Genomic DNA, 17,364 nt, shown 5'->3' on the forward strand with positions numbered 1-17,364 from the left:
CAACCACGTTGGGGGTCCTCCCGCATTTAACACCCCACCCAAAAACACCCCCACCCACCCACGGGAACATTGGCGGTGCCGGCATCGTTGTGGTTCGGTGGGCTCGTTTCCAAAAGCCCGCTTCCCGCTTTCGCTCAAAGGATTCCCATGACCCAGCGCACCATCGTTATCACCGGCGCCAGTGACGGGATCGGCGCCTCCGCTGCCCGGACCCTTGCCAAAGCAGGGGAGCGGGTGGTCGTCGTCGGACGTTCCGCGGAGAAGACCGAGCGGGTAGCAACGGAGATCGGTGCTGACTACTTCGTCGCGGATTTTGGCGTCCTGGCGCAGGTGCGCCGGCTTGCAGAGCAGCTCAAGGCGAAGTACCCGCAGATCGACGTCCTGGCAAACAATGCCGGCGGGATCATGGGCAAGCGTGAGCTCACCGTCGACGGGCACGAAAAGACCTTCCAGATCAACCACCTGGCACCGTTCCTGCTGACCACCGAGCTGCTGGACGTGCTCACGGCCAGCAAGGCGACAGTGATCAACACCGCCAGCGCCGCCAACGGTTTCGGCAGACTGGACCTGACGGACCTGGACGCGGCCAGAAGCTACTCGACCAACCGCGCCTACGGGACCGCCAAGCTGGCCAACATCCTCTTCACCAGCGAACTGAACACCCGCTACGGTGCCGCGGGAATTTCCACGGCGGCCTTCCACCCGGGCGTGGTGGCCACCAACTTCGCGGCCGAGTCGACCAGCCCCATGCGGCACGCGTACAAATCCATCCTCAACCGTTTCCTGCTCAGCCCCGAACAGGGCGCAGACACGCTTGTTTGGCTCGCGACGTCGACGCCGGGGCGGGACTGGATGCCGGGGGCCTACTACGCCAAGCGGGCGCTGGCCAAGGCCAACAAACAGGCCTACGACGCGCAGCTCGCACGCGGACTGTGGGAGCGCAGCGAGGCCATGGTGACCCAGCCGCTCGAGGAACTCGATCCCCGGGTGTAACCGGATTCAACCGGGCGTCACCCGGCGGGGCGTCACCGCGCCGGGTCTACCGGGCGGCGTCGACCCTGTCGATTGCGGCCAGGGCGCTTTCCATGGTTCCGGCCAGTTCACTGGCCGGGGCGGGCTTGGCGAAAAGGTACCCCTGGAGTGCATCGCAGCCGCGGTCCATCAGGTATTTGGCCTGCGCGGGCGTCTCGATGCCCTCCGCGGTGACCGTCAGGCCGAGGTCGTGGGCGGCCTTGATCATGGTGTCGAAGAACGGCAGGTGTTCCAGGCCGGTGGCGACCATCGATATAAAGGACCGGTCGATTTTGACGATGTCCAGCGGCAGCTCCTTGAGCCGGCGCAACGACGAATAGCCCGTTCCGAAGTCGTCCATCGCAACCCGGACCCCGGCGTCCCGGAGCTGCCGGAGCTGGCGGAGCACATCGCTGCCGGCGTCAAAAAACGCGCTTTCGGTCAGTTCCAGCGTCAGCTGGCGCGGGCTCACGCCGGTGGCGGCCACGATCGCGAGAATATCCGTGCCGAACTCGCGGTTCTGGAACTGCAGGCCGGAGACGTTTACCGCGACGCTGTGGCTGGCATCGCCGGCCAGCCAGGGCCGGATTTCCGCGCAGGCACGGCGCATGACCTCATCGCCGATTTCACGGATCAAGCCGCTTTGCTCAGCCACCGGCAGGAACTGGTTCGGCGGCACCAATCGGCCGTGCAGTTCCCAGCGCGCGAAGGCCTCGAACTGGACCACTGATCCGATCCCCGGCGACACCACCGGCTGGTAATGCACCGAGATCTGGCCCAATTCCACGGCCTGCCGGAGCCCGGCCTCGCCTTCGGCTCTGTGGCCCGGGGCGTGCAGCATGTCCGGACGGAAGCGCAGCCAGGTGTTTTTTCCATCTGATTTGGCGGCATTCAGGGCCGCATCGGCCTGCCGCAGCAGCTCGGCTCCGTCCAGCGTGTGCGCGGACTTGGACGCCAGGCCCATGCTGACGCCCGGCCGGACAGGGGAGCCACCAACGCGCAGTGGTTCGTACAGTGAATCGGCGATCCGTTTCGCCACCGCGTCGGCGTTGAGGCACTCGGTCAGCAGCACCGCGAACTCATCTCCGCCGAGCCTGGCAACTGTGTCGTGGGGGCGTACGCAGTTGCGCAGCCGGTTCGCGACCTCGACGAGGAGTTCATCGGCCGATGACCGGCCCAGTATGTCGTTGAGGCCTTTGAAATCGTCCAGGTTCAGCAGGAGCACATCCACCGGGTCCGGACGGCGCAGGGCAGCGGCCAGGCGGTCGTTGAACTGGGTGCCGTTAGGCAGCGCGGTGAGCGGGTCCCGCAGCGTGCCGGCCCTGAGCTCGTCGTCGTGCTCGGCGACGGCGGAGGGAATACGAACGGAGGCGGTGGCACCCGGGCGGCTCCGCGCCGTCTGAGCTGTTCCGGAGACGTAGCCTGGGCGGCTGGGCGGCAGCCCGTTCCGGGGGCCGGTGCCGCGGACCGCCAATGCGACGGACGGCGCAGCAGACACTGATGAGCCTGCGGCCGCGGGGATCAGCGAGCAGGTGATCTCGACCGGAAGCGCGCTTCCGTCGAAGCGGCGGCCGGAGCCGGCGAAGGGCGCTGCGGAGCGGGGTGTTGCGGCGTCCAGCCCGGCGAGCACGCCATGGAACTCCTCACGGGATACTTCGGCCAGCAGCAAGGACGCATCAGCGCCCAACAGCTGCGTCCGGGAGTAGCCGAAGAGCTCCTCCGCCGCGTGGTTCAGGAAGGAGATTGATCCGTCCGGATCGAGCAGCAGCAGTGGATCCGGGCTGTGCTCCAGAAGTGATTGTGCAAACCCTGGGTCCATGCTGTTTTGTCTGCCCTCGAAGCGACCGATACGGATGGCAGGGGCCGTGTGAAGATCACGCGACGCTGCCCTCACTGAATCATAGGCGGTCGACGGCACGGTAGCCTGATTCGGCCCACGCGGGGGCGGAGTGTGTCGGCGCAGGCCTTTGCAGGCCGGCGGAACGCACGGCTAGACCGGGAGCGGCTCCGCCTCGGGTGCCGCCTCGAGTGCCTCGATGGCGGACATGGAGCGGCGGATCGCGAGTTCGCGCCGGGCTTCGGGCTCCGGCCGGGAGAACAGGAAGCCCTGCAGGGCGTCGCAGCCACGTTCCATCAGGTAGCTGGCCTGCGCCGGCGTTTCGATGCCTTCGGCGGTGACCTTCAACCCCAGGCTGCTGGCCATGTTAATCATGGACGTCAGGATGGGGAGCTTCTCGGCCCCGGAACGCAGCATGGAAATAAAGGACTTGTCGATTTTGACCACGTCCACCGGGAGCTCCTGTAGCCGGCCCAGCGAGGAGTAGCCGGTCCCGAAATCGTCCAGTGCCACCCTGATCCCGGCACCGCGCAGGCGTTCCAGCTGCTCGATGACGTGGGAGTGGGCATCAAAGAACACACTCTCCGTGACCTCCAGGACCAGCTGGTGCGGATCCGTGCCGCCACACGCCGCGATGTCCAGGACCCGCTCCGCGAAGTCCCGGTGCTGCAACTGCACGCCGGAGACGTTCACCGCCAGGGACCGGGCCGGATCCTCCGCAAGCCACCCTGAGAGTTCTGCGCAGCTGCGCCGCAGCACTTCGGCTCCGATCTCCCGGATCAGTCCGCTGCGCTCGGCAATCTCGATAAAACCGTCCGGGGCCATCAGCTGGCCCTGCCATTCCCAGCGGGCCAGGGCCTCGAACTGCACGACTTTAAGTTGTTCGCTGGAGACCACCGGCTGGTAGTGAACCCTGATCTGTCCCAGTTCCACCGCCCGGCGAAGCCCAGCGGTGAGCTGGGTGCGCTCCAGCAGTGCCGTGAGCATCTCCGGACGAAAGTGGACGTAGCAGTTTTTGCCGGCTTCCTTGGCCGCGTACATCGCGAGGTCAGCCCGCCGCAGCAGTTCTGAGGAGGTGGCGGTCCCGTCATCGCTTGAGGCGACGCCGAGGCTCAGGCCCGGCCGCATCAGGGTCCCTTCAATCGAGACCGGGGCGTTCAGGGCCCCGACGACCCGCTGGGCTACAGCGTCGGCGTCCCGGCAGCCCACGAGCAACACGACAAACTCGTCCCCGCCCAGCCTCGCGACGGTGCCGTGGGGTCCGACGCATCCCTGCAGCCGCCGGGAGATTTCCACCAGCATCTCGTCCCCGGCGTGGTGGCCCAGGACGTCGTTGACTTCCTTGAAGTCGTCCAAATCCAGCAGCAGCACGTGCACCGGTTCGCTGGTCAGCAGCGCAGCGGCGGCGCGTTCGTTGAACAGCATCCGGTTGGCCAGGCCGGTAAGCGGGTCGCGGAAGGCCAGTTCCTTGAGCTTGGCCGCCTGTTCGGCGAGCTCTTCCATGGCGCGCCGCGCCTGGTGCTGGGCTCGGCTGCGCGAAGTGATATCCCGGAAGTTCCAGATCCGTCCAACAACCGCGCCTGCGACCTCCTGCGGCCGTGAGTTGAGCTCCACGGTGCGGCCGTCGCTGAACTCCAGGAGGTCGTTGCTTTGCATCAGCTTGTCCGCATACAGCAGGGAAACTCTTCCCCGGAAGTAGTCCGGGTTTGCCAGTTGCCCGGCGATGAAGTCGATCAGGGCCATCGGGTCGGAAGCCGCAACGAGATTCGGTGGCATGCTCCACAGCTTGAGGTACTGATCGTTGACCCCGGTGATCTGCCCGTCGTTGGAGACCACCAGGATCGCGTCGGCGGTGGTTTCCAGCGTGGCATCCAGCAGCGAGACGGCCAGGCGCCGGCCGGCATCGGTGTCCTGGCGGTGGCTTCCGTCGCGGAGGGCGACCGCCATGGCCGCGCCGCCGTCGTGCTGAACCAGTGAGCAGGTGATCTCCAGGAAAATTTCGCGGCCATCCTGGTGTCGGCCTGCCGCCGCGACCGGGAGCGTCGCGGCTGGGTTGCCCCTGCCCAGCCTGCCGAACACACGCAGGAAACCGCCGCGCTCGTCGTCGGAGAGCAGGATCTGGTGCCCGCCGCCGAGCAGTTGTTCCCGCCGATATCCAAAGAGCCGCTCCGCCGCCGCGTTGACGAACACGATGGTTCCGTCCGCGGTCAACAGCATAAAGGCATCGGGCCCCTGCTCCAGCAAGGTCTCTTCAATCCCAGGTCCCACGGCGATACCGGCCCCCAAAGCTTCGGATGGTGATGGTGTCCGACGGTCTTGCCGCGGGCAATGCGTTTCACTGAATCATATGGTCCCCGACGCCAGTGTCCAGCACCCCGGGGCCGGGCAGATCGCGGCTTTTCCTGCGGAATTGCCGCCGGTGCCACCCACACCGGCGTTCGGCTCAGCGGGTTTCGGAGACCCGGCCGCCCCGGAGCGTGCCGAAGACCTCGGTAGAACGCGCAATCGCCGAATTCAGCGCGGACTGCGCCTCCGCGCCGGAAAAGAGGAACCCCTGCAGGGACTCGCAATCCAGCCCCATCAGGTATTCGGCCTGCGCGGCTGTCTCGACGCCCTCCGCTGTAACGGTCAGCCCGAGGCCGTGGGCCATGGTGACCATACAGCTGAGGATCGGCAGCTTTTCGGTACCCGTTTGGATCATGGCGGTGAAGGACTGGTCGATTTTGAGGGTGTCCACCGGAAGCTCCTGCAACCGGCCCAACGAGGAGTAGCCGGTGCCGAAGTCATCCAGCGCCACCCCCACCCCGGCGTTTCGTAGGGCGTTGAGCTGCTGGATTACGTGGCCGTCGTCGTCGAAAAAGACACTCTCGGTGACTTCCAGGATCAGCTGCCGCGGATCAACCCCGCACGAGGCGGTAGCCGCCTGGACCAGTTCGGCAAAATCCCCATGTTGGAGCTGAACGCCGGACACATTGACGGCCAGGCGACGTGCGGAATCCTCCGCCAGCCAAGGCTTCAGCTCGGTGCAGGCCTTCAGCAGCACCTCGGTACCGATCTCGACAATCAGACCGCTGCGTTCCGCGGCCGGGATGAAGCGCTCCGGCGGGATGGTCTCGCCGTCGCGCACCCAGCGGGCCAAGGCCTCAACAGTAACCACGGCGCCCAGCGTGGCCGAGATGATCGGCTGGTAGAGCACTGTGATCTGGCCACTGTCCACTGCCAGTCGAAGGCCGGTCTCCAGCTCGGTGCGCTGCACGAGGGATTGCAGCATTTCGGGCCGGAACCGCAGGTAGCGGTTCTTTCCGGCGGCCTTCGCCGCGTACATGGCGACGTCGGCCCGGCGCAGCAGTTCCGAGGCGCCAACGGCGTCGTCGCTGATGGAGGCCAGGCCCAGGCTGAGGCTGGGCCGCAGCATGGTCCCGTCAATCCAGACCGGTACCTTCAAGGACTCGACGATCCGGCCGGCCACCTCGTCGGGGTCCAGCGAGCCGACCAGCAGGACCACGAACTCGTCACCGCCCAGGCGTGCTACAACGTCGTTCGGGCGTACGCAGCCGCGCAGCCGCCGGCCCACTTCGATCAGCATCTGGTCTCCGGCGTGGTGGCCCAGGATGTCGTTGACCTCCTTGAAATCATCAAGGTCCAGCAGCAGGAGGTCGACGGCGGTCCCGTACGGCCCGAGCAGGGCGGCGGCGAGGTGGTCGTTGAAGAGCTTGCGGTTGGAGAGGCCGGTGAGCGGGTCCTGGAACGCGAGGGCCTTGAGCTGGGCCGACTGCTCGGCCAGATCGGCCATAGCCTTGGTGATCTGTTCCTGGGCAAGCCGGGCAGCGGTGACGTCGCGGAAGCTCCAGACGCGGCCCACCACCTGATTGGCAACCGTTTGTGGCCGGGAATAGCGCTCAAAGGTCCGGCCGTCACGGAAGTCCAGGACATCGTGGCTTTCCGCGGCAGGGTCGGAGTAGAGCGCGGTGACCTTTTCGACAAATTTGGCAGGATCTTTGAGTTGGTCCAGCACGTAGCCCATCACGGCTTCGTCGTTCTGGCTGGCCAGCAGGTTCCGGGGGATCCCCCACATGGAGACAAACTGGTTATTGACTCCCGCGATTTGGCCTTCGGCGCTGACCACCAGGATGCCATCAGCAGTGGATTCCAGTGTGGCACTGAGCAGCGACATGGCTTCGCGGAGCCCGGCATCCGTTTGCACCCGGCGGGAGGTGTCCCGGATGGTGACGGCCATGCTGGCCGGTCCCGCGGCTGGGGTCCCGGCGTCTTGCGGAAGCAGGGAATAGGTCAGCTCGCCCTGGAACTCACTGCCATCACGCCGGACGGCGTAGGCCTCGACCGGGGGCGGCCAGGCGTCCTCGCGGAGCACAAAGAACAGCCGGTGAAATCCGCTCCGGAATCCTTTGGCGAGCAGCACACGGTGGTCGTGTCCCAGCAGTTCGTCCCGGGAGTAGCCGAACATACGTTCGGCGGCTGCGTTGACCATCAAGATGGTGCCGTCCTCGGCCACCACCAGCAGGGCGTCAGGACCCGCCTCCAGAATGGCTTCGGGGCTCGGTGCCGGGTACGCGGACGCCGTCACGCGGCTTTCACCGTGAACATCTGCGACCACCTGTATTCCATCGACGAGTCTTGCCCTCAGAAAATCATAGGGGCATCACCGGGGTACCAACACCAGGCCGGGGACACCGGCGTTTCACCCTGCGTGCACCTGCCCGCACCTGCCCGCACCGGCTGCCTCCGGCGGGAGCCGCTGCGGGAAGCCGGCGGGAGCACGGCTCCGCAGCTGGTCAGTAAATTCTTACCAGGCGGCTCTTTCGCGGGTGCCGTGTTCGCGGGTGCCGTGCGATGTGGAGGTGTGGGAGGTGCCGGGGTCCTCCGCGGCGGCGAGGACCGCTTGATAGTGCGCGACAAGTTCGGCGCCAAGCATGGACCATGTACGGCCCTGGACCGAAGCATGTGCAGTGGTTGCGAACGCACGGCGCTTGGCGTCGTCGCCCATCAGGTCCACCACCCGGTCCCGGAGCGCCACCAGGTCACCGGGTTCGTAGAGCCAGCCGGTGCGGGAGTTCTCCACCAGGTCCAGCGGGCCGCCGCGGCCGGTGGCGACCACCGGAACGCCGGAGGCCATGGCTTCCTGGATGGTCTGACAGAACGTTTCCAACTCGCCGGGGTGGACAAAAAGGTCAAAGGACGCCACCGCCCGAGCCAGTTCCTCACCGCCGAGGAAGCCGGTAAATACGGCGTTGGGCAGGGCGTCCTCGAGGGCTTGCCGCTGCGGTCCGTCGCCCACAATGACCAGCCGGGTGCCTGGCACGTCGGCCAGCACCGCCAGGTCCTGCACCTGCTTCTCGGCCGCCAGCCGGCCTACGTAGCCGATGAGGCGCTCGCCGGCCGGGGCAACGGAAGCCCGCCAGCCGGCGTCGCGCTTGTCCGGGGAGAACCGCCGGGTGTCCACGCCGCGACGCCACATCTCGATCCGTGGGATGCCGCGGCCGCGGAGTTGCTGGAGTGCGAAGCTGGAGGGGACGAGGGTGCGTGAGGCCAGCAGATGAATGTTCTCCACCCTGCTCCACGCCCAGTTCTCCAGGAACGGCACACCGTAGCGGCCGGCATAGCTGGGGACCTCGGTCTGGTAGATGGCGATAGTGGGGATCCCCAGCTGGTGCGCTGCCTGCGCGGCCCGCCAGCCAAGGACAAATGGTGACGCCAGGTGGACCACGTCCGGTGCATACTCGGCAAGGATTCGCTTGACCCGGTAAACACCGCCCATGGCCACCCGGACGTTCGTGTAGCCGGCGAGCGGGACCGAGGGCAGCCGGTGGATGCTCGCTCCATAGACCTCGTCGGGGGCTCCGGTGTCCTGGGTCGACGGAGCAATTACCAGCACCTCGTCCCCGCGCTCCTGAAGATGCTCCAGGACGCGCAGGATGGAATTTGTTACGCCGTTCATCAAGGGCAGGAATGATTCAGCCACAATTGCGATCCTCACCCCTCAACACTGCGGGGGCAGGCTTTCGGCACGGGGTAGGGCGCGTTGCGGGGGAGAAAAGAGTGGGTTAACGGGGTGTGGTCGCTTTGCCTCGCACGCGTCCGAGTGGGCATGCTCCGCGGCCGGGGTGAGGGGTGGACATAGGCCGCAGATGCGCCCGGGTCGCCGCCAAGAGTGGGCATGTCCAACGGTTGGGGCGGGGATGCGCTTGGGCCGGGGCCAAGAGTGGGCATGCTCCGCGGCCGGACCTACAGCAGCTCGACAGCTTTCCCTGGTTAAGCTTCCGGCGGCCCGAGGAGTTCCCGGGCCTGCCGCTGGGACTCAAGTTGTTCGGCGGTGACGACGGAGTCACGCAGGAATCCGGCGCCGGCGATGATCCGGCGCAATTCGGCGACGGTCCGGGCCGTGCTCCCGCCCCGGTGGGCCACGGCGTGGCAGTTGCCGCAGAGCGGGACGAGGTCTGTGAGGGGGTCCAGTTCATAGCGGCTGCCGAGACGGGACACCGGGACAAGGTGGTGTACGGGCATCAAGTCCGCGCCGACGTCTCCGTAGGTGAGTTCGAAGGAAAAGCCGCATGCTGCGCAGCTTGTGCCGTGGAGCGCGATGCAGGCCCGCCGCGCGTCGGGATCACGTTCGTAGCGGTTCACCTCCGCCCGGGTAACGGCGCCCTGCGGGTAGGTGCCGGGAGGGTGTTGGGTGGGGTCCGCGCCCGCCGGAGGCCCGGCGTCGCGCCACAGGGCCCTGAGCGCCGCTTCGTCCGCCGGTTCAACGCCCAGCCCGAATGCGTCGACATCCTCCCACTCGATCCCGGGAACCGCAGCCTTGAGGACGGCGACGGCGATGTGCTCACCGGGCGGCAGCAGCGCATCGACGGCCAGGTGCACAAACACCGGCGCATCGTCCTGCACGGTGCCCGGTATCCGGGCAGCCACCTGCCCGGCTACCGCCTGCCCGGCTACCGCCTGCCCGGATTCCTGTTGCCCGGATTCCTGTTGCGCCGCCGCCCGTTGCGCCGCGTCCTGCTGCTCGGAGACCACAACACCATGGCCGATCAGTCCGCGGCCGCCAGGCCCCTGCAGAAAAAGCCAAGCGTCGGTGCCAGCGGACAAGTTCCACGCACCGTTGACGCGCCACGGCACAAAACACCGGCCGGCCTCGGCGACACGGCCGCGAACTGTTGCGTCATTCCAGTCGTTCCGAGGGTCCGGGTCCCAGCCCAGGATGATGGCGCTCATCGGGCCATTCTCGCAGTCGGGCGGCCATCGGCGCAGGCAATTCGACACAAACGGCCGTCAAGCGGGGCGCTTGACGGCCGGGTCCTGCAAGTGACTGCGGGTTTGTGCTGCGGGTTTGTGCTGCGATTTTGTGCTGCGGGTCCGGGCCCGCGACAACACCGCGCCGGCTCCGCACGCCGGGACCTAGCGGGCCGGTACGGGTTCCCGGTCCACCACCGGGTGGTCGCGGCCCAGGTTCCCGACCGTGGCGGCCCCCTGTGGTGACCCGAGCTCCTCGAAGAACTCGACGTTGGCCCGGACGTAGTCGGCCCACTCATCCGGAACGTCCTCCGAATAGTAGATCGCTTCGACCGGGCAGACCGGGTCGCAGGCGCCGCAGTCCACACACTCGGCGGGATGGATGTACAGCGCCCGTTCACCCTCGTAAATGCAGTCCACCGGGCACTCGTCGATGCACGCCTTGTCCTTGACATCTACGCAGGGCTGGGCGATCACGTACGTCATGGCGGGCTACACCCCCGTGTAGACGGTCTTGCCCCAGGTGAAGAAGTCCAGGGCCGACTTTCCTTGTTCGCGGAATGTGTTCGTGGAGGAGTCCTTGACGCCGCCGAACGGCACGTTGAGGTCCAGGCCCGCCGTCGGACGGTTGACCTTAATAACGCCGGCCTGCGCCCGCGCGGCGAAGTCCGTGGCGAACGCCAGCGAATCGGTGCAGATGCCGGCGGTGAGGCCGTAGCGGGAATCGTTGATCGCGGCGAGTCCGGCCTGGTAGTCGGCGACCTCCAGCACGGCCACCACCGGGCCGAAGATCTCCTCGGACACGGCGGCGTCATCGAACGGCAGCTCGGTGAGCACCGCCGCCGGGAAGACCAGCGGCCCGGCGGGGTCGCCGTCGTATGAACCGGCCAGCAGCGTGGCGCCGCGTTCGACGGCGGAGCGCACCGCCGCCTGGTTCTGCTCGAACTGCTGCCGGCTCACCACGGCACCCATCGCAGCGTCCAGTCCGTCCCCGGGCGTGTACGCCGCGGCCTCCTCCGTCAGTGCGGCAAGGAATTCCGAGCGGATGCCGGGCGTGACGTAGACGCGGGACGTTGCGGTGCAGGCCTGGCCGGTGAGCCCGAACGCTCCGGCGGCGACCACCTTGGCGGCCTTGCGGGCATCGGCGTCGTCAAGCACCAGAACACCGTTTTTGCCGCCCATCTCCAGCTGCACCCGGGCCCGGCGGGCGTTCAGGATCTCCTGCAGGCCCAGGCCCACCGCCGTCGAACCGGTGAAGGACAGCCCCGCGATCCGCGGGTCGCGGGCCAGGGCGTCGCCCACCACCCGGCCCTTGCCGTGCACCACGTTGAACACCCCGGCGGGCAGCCCGGCGTCCTGCAGCGCGCGGGCGAGGTGGGTGGCGGAGAGCGGAGTGAGCTCGGCCGGTTTGATCACCACGGCGTTGCCGCTGATCAGCGCGGGGGCGGATTTCCACGCCGGGATGGCGATGGGGAAGTTCCAGGGCGTGATCAGCCCGACGACGCCTAGCGGCTCGCGCCTGGTGGTGATGGTGGTGTCCGGCAGGCCGCTGGGGAGGACTTCGCCGGTCGCGGCCCAGCCGAGGGAGCCGAAGAAGCGCAGCACGTCGGCGGCACGCTTGACCTCGCCCTTGGCCTCGGCGAGGGTCTTGCCTTCCTCACGGACCAGGTCCCCGGCGATGGCGGCTTGGCGGTCCAGGAGCAGGTTGCCGGCGGCCAGCAGGATCGCGCCGCGGGAGGGGGCCGGCAGTGCAGCCCAGGCCGGCTGCGCGGCGGCGGCTGCGCTAACGGCGGCGTCGACGTCCGCGGCGGTGCCGCTGGGGGAGAGGGCAGCGAGCTCGCCGGGCCGGGCCGGGTTGAACCGCTCGGTGTCTGCGCTGCCGAGCCATTGGCCGTTGATGAGGTGCCGGGCGGTGATGAGTTCGCGGTCGGCGGAGGTCTCTGCGGGGGTGGTGAAGTCTGTTGCCGTGGAAGTCATGGTGTTCCTTCGGGTGGTCGGGAAGAGTTCGGAGGTCTGGAAGCGGTCGGTTAGAGGCTGCGGATCAGGCCGCCGTCGCACCGCAGCGCGATGCCGGTGATGTACGAGGCCGGAGCGCTGCAGAGGAACGCGGCAGCAGCGCCGAACTCCGCGGGTTCGCCGTAGCGGCGGGCGGGTATGGTCTTGCGGGACTCGAGCTGGATTTCCTCGACGGTGCTGCCGCGGCGCTTGGCGGCGGCTTGGTCCAGTTCGGCCACGCGGTCGGTGGCGATCCGGCCGGGAAGGAGCATGTTCACCGTGACGGCGTCCAGCGCGACCTCGGCGGCGAGGGTTTTCAGGTAGCCGGCCAGCGCTGCGCGTCCGGTGTTGGACACTGCCAGGTTGGTCAGCGGCGCCACCACACCGCTGGAGCCGACGGCGAGGATCCGTCCCCAGCGCCGTTCCCGCATGCCAGGCAGCACGTGGGAAATGAGCGCGTGGTGCGGCTTGACCAGGAGGTCGAAGGCGGCCGCGAGGTCGTCCGCGCTGAGGGTGGCCGCAGCGCCGGGCTTGGGGCCGGGCCCGTTGAGCACAAGGATGTCGATAGGGCCGAGTTCCGCCACGGCCTGCTCGACGGCGGCCGCCACCCCTTCGGCCGTGCCGAGGTCCGCCTCGATCGCGACGGCGCCCGGCCCGTAGGCGTCCGTCAGTTCGGCCACGATTTCCTTGGCGCGGACCTGGCGCCGGCCGGTGACGGCCACACGCACGCCTTCGGCGGCGAGGGCTCGGGCGATGGCAAGCCCCAGGCCGCCGGTGGACGCGGCCACAAATGCGGTCTTTGTGCTGATTCCGAGGTCCATCAGAAACTCCCTGCCGTTGTGTGTATGTCCGTGGCCGGCACCGTGGCCGGCACCGTGGCCGGTTCGGGGGGCTGTGCGTCAAGGGCCGCCGCGGCCTCCGCCAGGTGCGTGAGCATGCTCAGCCGGAGGGTTTCCGGGAACGGCGCGGCCGGGGCGCGGACGCCGGCGTCGGCGATGAGGCCCCGCCGGCGCAGGCACTCCTTGCGGACGGACAGCGCGATCCGGGCCTGCTGCTCGAAGTTGATCAGCGGCAGGTAGGGCAGCAGTGCGTCCCGGGCCGACTCGTACCCGTCCCGCTGCCAGGCGCGGACGCAGGCGATCAGGGCCTCGGGGTAGGAGAATCCGGTCATGGCACCGGCGGCACCGGACTGCAGCTCGTCCAGCAGCCCCTGGCCGCCGAGCCCGCCGAACACGGACACTTCGAGGGCCCGGCTGAGCCGTCCGATGGCCACGGAGGTGGGCGGCGCCTCGGCCTTGACGGCGATGACGTGGCCGCATGCCTGCACCACCGAGATCAGCGCTTCGGTGCTGATGCTGACTCCGCTGGCCAGCGGATAGTCCTGCAGCACCACGTTGGCGCCGGTTGCCTGATGGATCGCGTTCAGGTGCGCGCTGACCACGGCGGGGTTAGCGGAGTTGGCCTGCACCATCACGGCTGCGAGGCGCTCGCCGGCCACGGCCTGGGCTGCCCGTATTTCCTCGACAGCCGTGCCGGTGTACAGCGAGGTTACGCCCACCACCAGGGGAAGGGTCGTTTCCTCGACAACGACTTCCAAGACCAAGCCGCGTTCCGCCGGGGTCAGGGCCGCGGCCTCGCCGAACACACCCAGGACGGTCAGGCCGGTAGCGCCGATGGATTCGTAGTAGGCCACGAGACGGGCGAGGCTGTCGGTGTCGACATCCAGGGTGCTGCCCTGGAATGGCGTTGCGAGAACACCCCACACTCCGGGTGCCAGTGACTGCCGCATCTGCTTCTCCTTAGTTTTTGGTCGCTCAAAGGGCTGCATCTCTAATGTCCCGGCCAGACCGGCGCGCGCTTGTCCTGGAAGGCGCGTACACCCTCCGTCGAGTCCGCGCTGTCAAGTGCCGCCATGAGGGCCGGCAGCCGCTGGCCGCGCGCCTCGGTGGCAGTCAGGTGCCCGGTCCGGGTGACCATTTGCTTGACTGCCCGCACGGAGGTGGGGGCGCAGGCGAGGATCTGGTCCAGCCAGCGCTGCACCGCGGCGTCGAGGTCCCCTGCGGGGACCACCTCGTTGACCAGGCCCATGGACTGCATTTCGGCGGCCGGCACTTTCCGTCCGGTGAGGAGCATGCCCATCGCCTGTGTGTAGGGGATACGCCGCACCAGCTGGTGGATGCCGCCGTCTAGCGCCAAACGCCCGACGCGCGGTTCAGTCAGGCCAAAGCGCGCGGTGTCCGCGGCGACCACGACGTCCGCGCCGAGCACGATCTCCATCCCACCGCCAAGCGCATAGCCGTTGACCTTGGCGATAACCGGGATGTCCAGGCTGGTGCGCAGGCTGAGGCCGCCGAAGCCGTTCGGGTCCAGGCCGGCCCAATACTGCAGCCCGGTCTTGTCCGCAGCGGCGGTGGACATGTCCGCTCCGACGCAGAACGCCCGGGTGCCGGCGCCGGTGATGACGACGGCGCGGACGTCCGGATCTGCTTCCAGTTGCGCCCAGATCGCGTTGAGCCGTGCCTGGGCGGTGCTGTCGACGGCGTTGAGCACGTGCTGGCGGTCGATGACCACAGTGGCAACGTGGTTCTCGATGACCAAGGTGACCTGATCCACCCTGGTCTCCCCAGCTTCTGCAACGGACGTCACTTCAGCACCCCCAGCTGCTGCAGGCGTTTGATGGCGTCGGCGTCGAAACCGTTTTCCAGCAGCACCTCCACGTTGTGCTGGCCAAGCTGCGGGGCGGGCCGGCGAACCGTGGGCGGGGTCGCGGAGAGCCGGATCGGTGCGTTGAGCATCCGCACAGTTCCGACGCCGGGGTGCTCGGCCTCCACGATCATGCCGTTGGCGTGCGTTTGCGCGTCGGCGAGGGCCTGCTCCAAGGTGTGCACCGGGGCGTTCAGCAGGCCTTGGTCCTCCAGCTTTGTGGTCCAGTATTCGGTACTGTTCGTGGCGATGCGCTCGCGGAAGATCGCCTGCAGCTCCGGCTTGTGCTGGAATTGCTGCTCCAGATTGGCGAACTCGGGCCGGAGCGTGAGGTCCTCGGCCAGGCCCAGGGCTTCGGAGATCCGCGCCAGCGGGTCCGGCGTGAAACCGCCCACCATGCACACTGCGCCGTCGGTGGTTTCGAAAACGCCGCTGAGCGGCATGGCACCCCAGTTGACCTCGTAGCCGCGGTTGAGCTGCATACACGCCTCCTGCATCTGCAGGTGCAGCATGGAGTCGTACATGGTCACCTCCACCTTCTGCCCGACGCCGGCGGTTTCGCGGGTGCGCAGCGCCAGCAGAATGCCCTGCATCAGGTGCATGCCGGTGATGTAGTCACACAGCGTGGTGGGGTAGATCGAGGGCTTCTGGTCGTCCGATTCGCGGCGCCACATGACACCGGAGTAGGCCTGGGCGATCGCGTCCTGGCCGCCCTTGTGCGAGTAAGGACCGATGGGGCCAAAACCCGTTCCGGAGGCCCAGATGATGCCCGGGTTCTGTTCCTTGAGCTCCTCATAGCCAAAGCCCATCCGCTCCATCACGCCGGAGCGGAAGTTGCTGACCACCACATCGGCATCGGAAAGCAGGCGGCGGAGCACTGCCTTGCCCTCCTCGGTGCGGGTGTCCACGGAGATGCTGCGCTTGTTCCGGTTGATGGACAGGAAGATCGGGTTGTCCTGGCCGTCCTTGTCCGGGAACGAGTTGCGCGAGATGTCCCCGGCGCCGGGGCGTTCGACCTTAATGATGTCAGCGCCGTAGTCGCCGAGGAGCTGGGTGCAGGACGGGCCCATAAACACCTGGGTGAAGTCCACGATCTTGATTCCGTCCAGCGGCAAGGGCGTGCCGGCGGGCGCTGGTGCCGTCCCGGGCGCGGCTGCCGCGCCCGGCAGGTCATCGATAGCCAGGCTCATACCGCCACCACCGAATCCAGGTCCAGGGTGGCGTTCGACGACGGGACGTCGCCCGGGTCCGCGCCGTGGACGCGCATGCCCTGCTGGATTTCCGCTGCGGAGACGTCGCGGACCAGGGTGCCGTTCCGGACGGCCAGCGCGGCGGCGACGCCGACGGCCTGGCCCATGGCCATGCAGGGCGGGATCTCGCGGGACATCTTTTGCGCCTCGGGGGTCGCGGAATAGTGGCGTCCGGCCACAAGCAGCTGGTCCACTTCCTTCGGCAGCAGCGAGCGGTACGGGTAGTAGTAGTCCCGGCCGCGGGCTACGGTATCGGCAAAGTGCCGGCGGGTGGTGACGTCATCCTTGGTCATGACGTACTCGCCCTCCAGCAGGCGGGTCTGCCGAACACCCATCTGGGAGGCGACGTCGAGCATGTAGCACTTCTCGAAGCCGGGGAGGTTGGCGCGGACGTAGTCCACGGCCTCGGAGATCTTGTCCCGGGCCGCGAACTCGGCCGCGGTCATGTCCGCCGGGTCGACGCCGTCGTAGCCGGTCATGTGCGGGGCATTGCACCAGACCACGCCGTCAATCGGGGTTTTCAGCCACCACAGCTCCCAGGCGCCGCCGAGGAGGCGCTTGATGGTGCGGTTGATGGCTCGGGCTTCCTTGGGGTTGGCCTGCTCAAACGCCTCGGCGGCGTTGGTATCGACGTTGCCGAGCCGGAAGACCAAGGTGGTGAGGTAGCTGTCCTTGATGTGGCTGGCGCCGGCCCGGGACGCGACGTCGATGTCGCCGGTGGTGTCGATGACAACGTCGGCCATAAAGGCCTGCGGGCCGGACTTGGTCTCGCAGATGACACCCTTTATCACGCCGTTGTCCACAATCGGGCGGGAGAACCAGGAGTGCAGGCGCAGGTTCACGCCGGCTTCCCGGACGAGGTCGTTGGAGATCCGCTTCCAGCCGTCGGGATCAAAGGCCGCTGCGTAGCAGATGGGCTTCGGTGTGACGTGGGTGTGGAAGTCGAAGGTACCGAAGCGGCCCCACTTGTTCCACAGTTCCTCGGAGGCCTTGCGGTCCTCCGCGGGCGGGACGATGGCCAGGCCCAGCTTCTGCAGCCGTTCGACGTATTCGGAGACGATGCCCGTGACGGTGATTTCCTGGCCGTTGATCATGTCATCGAGGACCAGGACCATCCCGCCGGAGGCGAGCCCGCCGAGCGAGGAGTAGCGTTCCAGCAGGGTGACGGAGGAGCCGGCCCGGGCTGCCGTCACGGCGGCGGCGACACCTGCGGGGCCACCGCCCACCACAAGGACATCGGAGCGGGAGATCACGGGGGCGGTGAGGTCCGCCGTCGTGGTGCTGAGTTCAAGGGAAGTCATGGAATTCATGGAGGGATCC

At 67.7% G+C, this 17,364-nt stretch carries 13 protein-coding genes; 1 reads left to right on the top strand and 12 read right to left on the bottom strand.

Annotated elements, in window-relative coordinates; all coding sequences use genetic code 11:
* The first annotated feature begins 147 nt into the window (after positions 1-147).
* Positions 148-993 (top strand): SDR family NAD(P)-dependent oxidoreductase, encoded by an 846-nt coding sequence (locus tag QK287_RS02415; RefSeq protein ID WP_282359055.1) that lies wholly within the window; start codon positions 148-150, stop codon positions 991-993.
* 46 nt (positions 994-1,039) lie between these two features.
* Here QK287_RS02415 and QK287_RS02420 read toward each other — a convergent pair whose 3' ends face one another.
* The 12 genes from QK287_RS02420 to QK287_RS02475 form a co-directional block, all read right to left on the bottom strand.
* Positions 1,040-2,830 carry a bifunctional diguanylate cyclase/phosphodiesterase gene (locus tag QK287_RS02420; RefSeq protein ID WP_226776311.1) on the bottom strand — a complete coding sequence of 597 codons (1,791 nt, stop codon included), beginning with the start codon at positions 2,828-2,830 and terminating at the stop codon, positions 1,040-1,042.
* 171 nt (positions 2,831-3,001) lie between these two features.
* Positions 3,002-5,116, bottom strand: coding sequence for an EAL domain-containing protein (locus tag QK287_RS02425; RefSeq protein WP_226776310.1), 2,115 nt, complete (start codon positions 5,114-5,116; stop codon positions 3,002-3,004).
* A 175-nt stretch (positions 5,117-5,291) separates the two neighbouring features.
* A complete protein-coding gene (locus QK287_RS02430) occupies positions 5,292-7,433 on the bottom strand; it encodes an EAL domain-containing protein (protein ID WP_282359411.1) in 2,142 nt (713 codons plus the stop codon).
* Positions 7,434-7,652: 219 nt separating this feature from the next.
* Positions 7,653-8,843, bottom strand: a complete 1,191-nt coding sequence (locus QK287_RS02435) for a glycosyltransferase family 1 protein (protein WP_226776309.1) — start codon at positions 8,841-8,843, stop codon at positions 7,653-7,655.
* A gap of 275 nt (positions 8,844-9,118) precedes the next feature.
* A complete protein-coding gene (locus tag QK287_RS02440; protein ID WP_282359056.1) occupies positions 9,119-10,078 on the bottom strand; it encodes an HNH endonuclease in 960 nt (319 codons plus the stop codon).
* A 183-nt stretch (positions 10,079-10,261) separates the two neighbouring features.
* The gene (gene fdxA, locus QK287_RS02445) at positions 10,262-10,582 is read right to left on the bottom strand and encodes a ferredoxin (protein ID WP_282359057.1); all 321 of its coding nucleotides are present in this window, start codon (positions 10,580-10,582) and stop codon (positions 10,262-10,264) included.
* A 6-nt stretch (positions 10,583-10,588) separates the two neighbouring features.
* A complete protein-coding gene (locus QK287_RS02450; protein ID WP_226776306.1) occupies positions 10,589-12,073 on the bottom strand; it encodes an aldehyde dehydrogenase family protein in 1,485 nt (494 codons plus the stop codon).
* Positions 12,074-12,123: 50 nt separating this feature from the next.
* Positions 12,124-12,912 (bottom strand): SDR family oxidoreductase, encoded by a 789-nt coding sequence (locus QK287_RS02455; protein WP_282359059.1) that lies wholly within the window; start codon positions 12,910-12,912, stop codon positions 12,124-12,126.
* Positions 12,912-13,880 (bottom strand): dihydrodipicolinate synthase family protein, encoded by a 969-nt coding sequence (locus QK287_RS02460; RefSeq protein ID WP_282359060.1) that lies wholly within the window; start codon positions 13,878-13,880, stop codon positions 12,912-12,914. Before QK287_RS02460 ends, QK287_RS02455 begins: the two co-directional genes overlap by 1 nt.
* Before the next feature lie 41 nt (positions 13,881-13,921).
* Positions 13,922-14,737: an enoyl-CoA hydratase-related protein gene (locus QK287_RS02465; RefSeq protein WP_282359062.1), complete on the bottom strand. Its 816-nt coding sequence runs from the start codon at positions 14,735-14,737 to the stop codon at positions 13,922-13,924.
* Positions 14,734-15,984: a CoA transferase gene (locus QK287_RS02470; protein ID WP_226776302.1), complete on the bottom strand. Its 1,251-nt coding sequence runs from the start codon at positions 15,982-15,984 to the stop codon at positions 14,734-14,736. The genes QK287_RS02465 and QK287_RS02470 overlap by 4 nt, the downstream gene beginning before the upstream one ends.
* Positions 15,981-17,354 (bottom strand): FAD-dependent oxidoreductase, encoded by a 1,374-nt coding sequence (locus tag QK287_RS02475; protein ID WP_226776301.1) that lies wholly within the window; start codon positions 17,352-17,354, stop codon positions 15,981-15,983. The genes QK287_RS02470 and QK287_RS02475 overlap by 4 nt, the downstream gene beginning before the upstream one ends.
* Between the last annotated feature and the right edge of the window lie 10 nt (positions 17,355-17,364).

Source organism: Arthrobacter sp. AL05 (genome assembly GCF_029960715.1).
Lineage (GTDB): Bacteria > Actinomycetota > Actinomycetes > Actinomycetales > Micrococcaceae > Arthrobacter.

What these genes read in the sequence shown, in the direction of transcription:
- QK287_RS02450 (WP_226776306.1), bottom strand. Translation starts at nt 12,073, where the DNA reads ATGACTTCCACGGCAACAGACTTCACCACCCCCGCAGAGACCTCCGCC.
- QK287_RS02440 (WP_282359056.1), bottom strand. Translation starts at nt 10,078, where the DNA reads ATGAGCGCCATCATCCTGGGCTGGGACCCGGACCCTCGGAACGACTGG.
- QK287_RS02475 (WP_226776301.1), bottom strand. Translation starts at nt 17,354, where the DNA reads ATGAATTCCATGACTTCCCTTGAACTCAGCACCACGACGGCGGACCTC.
- QK287_RS02415 (WP_282359055.1), top strand. Translation starts at nt 148, where the DNA reads ATGACCCAGCGCACCATCGTTATCACCGGCGCCAGTGACGGGATCGGC.
- QK287_RS02470 (WP_226776302.1), bottom strand. Translation starts at nt 15,984, where the DNA reads ATGAGCCTGGCTATCGATGACCTGCCGGGCGCGGCAGCCGCGCCCGGG.
- QK287_RS02455 (WP_282359059.1), bottom strand. Translation starts at nt 12,912, where the DNA reads ATGGACCTCGGAATCAGCACAAAGACCGCATTTGTGGCCGCGTCCACC.
- fdxA (WP_282359057.1), bottom strand. Translation starts at nt 10,582, where the DNA reads ATGACGTACGTGATCGCCCAGCCCTGCGTAGATGTCAAGGACAAGGCG.
- QK287_RS02460 (WP_282359060.1), bottom strand. Translation starts at nt 13,880, where the DNA reads ATGCGGCAGTCACTGGCACCCGGAGTGTGGGGTGTTCTCGCAACGCCA.
- QK287_RS02420 (WP_226776311.1), bottom strand. Translation starts at nt 2,830, where the DNA reads ATGGACCCAGGGTTTGCACAATCACTTCTGGAGCACAGCCCGGATCCA.